Annotated in this window: 4 protein-coding genes; all 4 read right to left on the bottom strand. The window is 65.0% G+C overall.

Going from position 1 to position 5,344, the window contains the following annotated elements; all coding sequences use genetic code 11:
* On the bottom strand, positions 1-1,934 hold a 1,934-nt coding region (locus PMI38_RS08825; protein ID WP_008092883.1), incomplete at its 3' end, for a DNA topoisomerase III.
* Between the two features lie 224 nt (positions 1,935-2,158).
* Positions 2,159-2,593: a GNAT family N-acetyltransferase gene (locus PMI38_RS08820; RefSeq protein ID WP_008092882.1), complete on the bottom strand. Its 435-nt coding sequence runs from the start codon at positions 2,591-2,593 to the stop codon at positions 2,159-2,161.
* Positions 2,586-3,752: a ribosomal protein uL16 3-hydroxylase gene (locus tag PMI38_RS08815; RefSeq protein ID WP_008092881.1), complete on the bottom strand. Its 1,167-nt coding sequence runs from the start codon at positions 3,750-3,752 to the stop codon at positions 2,586-2,588. Before PMI38_RS08815 ends, PMI38_RS08820 begins: the two co-directional genes overlap by 8 nt.
* 81 nt (positions 3,753-3,833) lie before the next feature.
* Positions 3,834-5,204 carry an adenylosuccinate lyase gene (gene purB, locus PMI38_RS08810; protein WP_008092880.1) on the bottom strand — a complete coding sequence of 457 codons (1,371 nt, stop codon included), beginning with the start codon at positions 5,202-5,204 and terminating at the stop codon, positions 3,834-3,836.
* Positions 5,205-5,344 lie beyond the last annotated feature (140 nt).

Below are 5,344 nucleotides of genomic sequence, written 5' to 3'. Positions count from 1 at the left end.
GGCTTGCCCCCAGCCGCTTTGGCCCCGCTGCCGTCAGCCTTGCCTTTGCCATTGGTACGACGCTTTTTCTTCCACGGCGCCGTCTTGCCCACCGCCGGCCCGCTGATGCTCATGCGCATGCCCCGGCAGCGCTCCACCAGCTTGCCCATCCACGCCGACTGCCGGGCGACGAATTCTTCCAGGCTCATTTCCCCGCTTTGCACCATGTCCAGCGCCTGCTCCCAGATGGCGGTGGTACCGGGGTCGGCGATGGCGCGGGGCACGGCGTCGATCAGGCTGAACGCGGCCGGGGTGGCAGCCAGGGCCTTGCCGTTCTTGACCAGGTAACCGCGGTCGAGCAGGCCCTGGATGATGCTGGCGCGGGTAGCCTCGGTGCCGATACCGGTGGTTTCCTTGAGCTTCTGCTTGAGGCGCGGGTCCTCCACCAGCTTGGCCACGTTCTTCATGGCCTTGATCAGGTCGCCTTCGGTGAATGGCTTGGGGGGCTGGGTCCACAGGTCTTTCAGTTGCAGACCCTGGACCGCGCAATCCTGGCCCTCGTGCAAGGCCGGCAGTACCTGGGCCGGCGGCGCCTCACGGCCTTTGCCCGGGGTCAGTGCCTCGGGCAGGGCGCGGCGCCAGCCGGGCTCGACGATCTGCTTGCCTACGGCGCGCAGGGCGTGGCCGGCGCAGTCGAACTCGGCCTGGGTGCGGTCGTATTCATGGTTGGGCAGAAACTGCGCCAGGTAACGCGCGCGGATCAGCGTGTACACGGCCTTGTGCTTGGCCGGCAGGCGCGAGGGGTCGCTGGCTGCGGCCGTGGGAATGATGCCGTGGTGGGCGCTGACCTTGGCATCGTTCCAGGCCCGCGAGCGGCGCTGGGGTTCAAGGTGCGCCTGCAGCGGCGCGAGGCTGGCGTCGGCGCGCTGCAGTGCAGCGAGGATCCCCGGCGCTTCGCTGTGCTGGCTGACCGGCAGGTAACCGCAGTCGCTGCGCGGGTAGGTGATCAGCTTGTGGGTCTCGTAAAGGGACTGGGCGATGTCGAGGGTTTCCTGGGCGCCGAGGCCGAACTTCTTCGAGCACAGCTCCTGCAGGGTGCCAAGGTCGAAAGGCAGCGGCGCGGCCTCGCGCACGCGTTCGGTGACAACCTTGTGCACCCGCGCCGTGCCGGCGTTGCCGATGGCGCTGGCAGCCTGTTGCGCCAGTGCCTGGTCGAGGCAGCGGCCTTGATCGTCGCAGGCGTCTTCTGGCGCGCGCCACTGGGCGTTGAAAACCTGGCCGGCCTGTTCCAGCTGCACATCGATGGCCCAGAACGGCACGGGCACGAAATCGGCGATGCTGCGGTCACGGTCTACCACCAGGCGCAGGGTCGGGGTTTGCACCCGGCCCACCGGCAGCACGCCCTGGTAGCCGGACTGGCGGCCAAGCAGGGTGAACAGCCGGCTCATGTTCATGCCGATCAGCCAATCGGCGCGCGAGCGGCCCAGTGCCGAGTGATACAGATTGAAGGTTTCCTGACCGGGCAGCAGGCGCGCCAGGGCCTTGCGGATGGACGCGTCGTCCAGTGCCGACAGCCACAGGCGCTGGATCGGGCCGCGGTAGCGACAGTGCTCGACCAGCTCGCGGGCGATCATCTCGCCCTCGCGATCGGCGTCGGTGGCGATCACCAGCTCGCGTGCCTCCCCGAGCAGGCGCTTGACGGCCTTGAACTGGCTGGCGGTCTTGGGCTTCACCTGCATCTTCCACTTTTCCGGGATGATCGGCAGGTCGGCCAGGTTCCAGCGCTTGTAGCGTTCGTCGTAGCTGTCGGGTGGGGCGGTTTCGAGCAGGTGGCCGATGCACCAGGTCACGCAGACGTCGGTGCCTTGCCAGCAGCCGTCGCCCTTGCGCTGGGCGCCGAGGACTTTGGCGATGTCTTTTGCCTGGGAAGGTTTTTCGCAGAGGAACAGGCGCATGGCCGCAAATGCTTCATCGGGAATGATGGGCACTAGGATGCGCAAGCGGGGGCGCAGAGGCAAGTTTTATCTGGATGGATGTACAGCTTTTTGCGGGTCTGGATGTGTTGTCGGCACTGGCCTCATCGCCGGCAAGCCGGCTCCCACAAGGTAGTCACTGTTCTTGAAGAGAGTGAAATACCTGTGGGAGCGGGCTTGTCCCGCGAAGGGGCCGGCGAGGTGTATCAGGCGAACTCGCAGGAGTCGCGCACCATGTCCACGTGCGGGATGCCGGCTTCCAGGAACTCCTCGCTGACTACGCGAAAGCCAAGGCGCTCGTAGAACGGCGTGGCATGCACCTGGGCGCTGAGCATCTGCTGCTTGAGGTCACGGTTTTGCGCCTCGACGATGACCGCATTGACCAGTGCATCGCCAACCTTCAGCCCGCGCCAGTCCTTGAGCACCGAGATACGCCCGATGGTGCCGTCCGCCAGCAGGCGCGCGGTGCCGATCGGGTAATCACCTTCCAGGGCCAGGAAGTGCAGGGCCTCCTGGTCTTCCGAGTCGAATTCGAGCTCCGGCGGAATGTGCTGTTCGGCGACGAAAACGGCTTCGCGGATGCGGCGGATGTCGGCGTTGTCTTTCTGCCAGTCGGCGAGGCGCACACGAATCTTATTCATTGGCGAATCCCAGGCTCCCTTGGTTGATCAGTTGCTGTACCAGCATAAGGCCATCCTCATCCTGCAGCCATTCGCCGAGGTTGTCGATGTGCAAGGCGTCGGCGGCGCAGACCAGCTTCAGCAGTTCGCGCAGCTTGGCCGGCAGCGGGCAGCTGCGACCGCTGGCGAACAGCATCAGGTCGTCGTTGAGCTCGGACCAGGCCATGCGCGCGCTTGGGTTGCGGATCAGGATTGCGCCATCTTCGAGGGCTTCGATCAGCTCTTCCTCGCTCAGCTCTTCACCGACGACCTGCTCCGGGTAGCGCGGCTCGGTCATGAACTGGCCGAACCAGGTCAGCAGCAGGTCCTTGTCGCCCATGTGCTTGTCGAGCAGCGCCTTGAGGCGGTCGAGGGCATCGTGCTGGATCTGGTGCGGATCGCTGACAGGCTCGGCGTCGGCGTCGCTGTAGCGCTCTTCGTCCGGCAGGAACTGGCCGAGGAAGTCGGTGAAGTGGGTCAGCACTTCGGCAGCGCTCGGCGCGCGGAAGCCGACCGAGTAGGTCAGGCAGTCGTCGACGGCCACGCCGTAGTGGGCCAGGCGCGGTGGCAGGTAGAGCATGTCGCCAGGCTCCAGGGTCCACTCGCCGCTCTGTTCGAATTCGGCGAGGATGCGCAGGTCGGCGTGGGGCAGCAGCGGGCTGTCGCTGTTGCACATCTGGCCGATCTTCCAGTTGCGCTTGCCGTGGCCTTGCAGCAGGAACACGTCGTAGTTGTCGAAATGCGGGCCGACGCTACCACCTGGAGTGGCGAAACTGATCATCACGTCGTCGATGCGCCAGCTTGGCAGGAAGCGGAACTGCTCCAGCAGCTCGGCCACTTCCGGCACGAACTGGTCAACGGCCTGGACGAGCAGGGTCCAGTCCTGTTCCGGCAGCTCGGCGAAGGTGTCTTCGTTGAACGGGCCACGGCGCAGTTCCCACGGGTGGGCGCCATGCTCGAGCACGATGCGCGACTCGACTTCCTCTTCCAGGGCCAGGCCGGCCAGTTCGTCGGGGTCGATCGGGCTTTCGAAGTCCGGGAAGGCCTGGCGCACCAGCAGCGGCTTCTTCTGCCAGTAGTCGCGCATGAATTCGCGGGCCGAGATGCCGCCGAGCAGCTGAAGTGGAGTATCAGGATTCATGTTCAACCTATTGAAAAAACGTAATTTTCGTCCGGGAATAAAAACGCCCGGCGAGGCCGGGCGTTGAACGCGACGGTCCGCTTAGATGCGTTTGGCCTGTGCTGCCGCGTTGCCGATGTAGCTGGCAGGGGTCAGCAGCTTGAGTTCGGCCTTGGCTTCGGCTGGCATGTCCAGGCCGTCGATGAAGGTCAGCAGCGCTTCAGGGGTGATGCCCTTGCCACGGGTCAGCTCCTTGAGCTTCTCGTAGGGGTTCTCGATGTTGAAGCGGCGCATGACGGTCTGGATCGGCTCGGCCAGCACTTCCCAGCAGGCGTCCAGGTCGGCGGCGATACGTGCGGTGTTGACTTCCAGCTTGCCGATGCCTTTGAGGCTGGCTTCGTAGGCGATGACGCTGTGGGCGAAGCCCACGCCCAGGTTGCGCAGCACGGTGGAGTCGGTCAGGTCACGCTGCCAGCGCGAGATCGGCAGCTTGCTGGCCAGGTGCTGGAGCAGCGCGTTGGCGATACCCAGGTTGCCTTCGGAGTTCTCGAAGTCGATCGGGTTGACCTTGTGCGGCATGGTCGACGAGCCGATTTCGCCAGCGACGGTCTTCTGCTTGAAGTAGCCCAGCGAGATGTAGCCCCAGACGTCGCGGTCGAAGTCGATGAGGATGGTGTTGAAGCGGGCGACGGCGTCGAACAGCTCGGCGATGTAGTCGTGCGGTTCGATCTGGGTGGTGTAGGGGTTGAACACCAGGCCCAGCTCGTCTTCGATGAAGGCGCGGGCGTTGGCTTCCCAGTCGATCTGCGAGTAGGCCGACAGGTGGGCGTTGTAGTTGCCCACGGCGCCGTTGATCTTGCCCAGCAGCGGCACGGCGGCAACCTGGGCGATCTGACGCTCCAGGCGGTACACGACGTTGGCCAGTTCTTTGCCCAGGGTGGTCGGCGAAGCCGGCTGGCCGTGGGTGCGCGACAGCATCGGCACGTCGGCGTGGGCGTGGGCCAGGGCGCGGATGGACTCGGCGATCTGGCGCATCAGCGGCAGCAGCACATCATCACGACCCGCGCGCAGCATCAGGGCGTGGGACAGGTTGTTGATGTCCTCGCTGGTGCAGGCGAAGTGGATGAACTCGCTGACCTTGGCCAGCTCAGGCAGCTGGGCGGCCTGCTCCTTGAGGAGGTATTCGATCGCCTTGACGTCGTGATTGGTGGTGCGCTCGATTTCCTTGACGCGTTCGGCGTGCTCGAGCTTGAAGTCGGTGGCCAGGCTGTCCAGCAGGGCGTTGGCTTCGGCGGAGAACGCCGGCACTTCGCCGATCTGTGGGTGAGCGGCCAGGCGCTGCAGCCAGCGCACTTCGACCAGGGCGCGGAAACGGATCAGGCCGAATTCGCTGAAGATGGGGCGCAAGGCCTGGGTTTTGCCGGCGTAACGGCCGTCAACAGGGGAAACCGCAGTGAGCGAAGAAAGCTGCATGGGGTGTTCTCGGACAGTCAGGCTTTTGGAAGGGCGCATATCATACATGAAAAATGCGCCCGAGTCGGGTGGCTGACCAAAGGTCGGGCCATTTAAGTAGGTGCTTCGCCTGTTCCGGCCCTCTCGCCGGCAAGCCGGCT

The organism is Pseudomonas sp. GM84 (assembly GCF_000282535.1).
Classification (GTDB): domain Bacteria; phylum Pseudomonadota; class Gammaproteobacteria; order Pseudomonadales; family Pseudomonadaceae; genus Aquipseudomonas.
This window is presented reverse-complemented; position numbering and strand designations above follow the sequence as displayed.

Excerpts from the sequence above, each read along its gene's own strand:
- PMI38_RS08815 (WP_008092881.1), bottom strand. The coding sequence starts at position 3,752 with ATGAATCCTGATACTCCACTTCAGCTGCTCGGCGGCATCTCGGCCCGC.
- purB (WP_008092880.1), bottom strand. The coding sequence starts at position 5,204 with ATGCAGCTTTCTTCGCTCACTGCGGTTTCCCCTGTTGACGGCCGTTAC.
- PMI38_RS08820 (WP_008092882.1), bottom strand. The coding sequence starts at position 2,593 with ATGAATAAGATTCGTGTGCGCCTCGCCGACTGGCAGAAAGACAACGCC.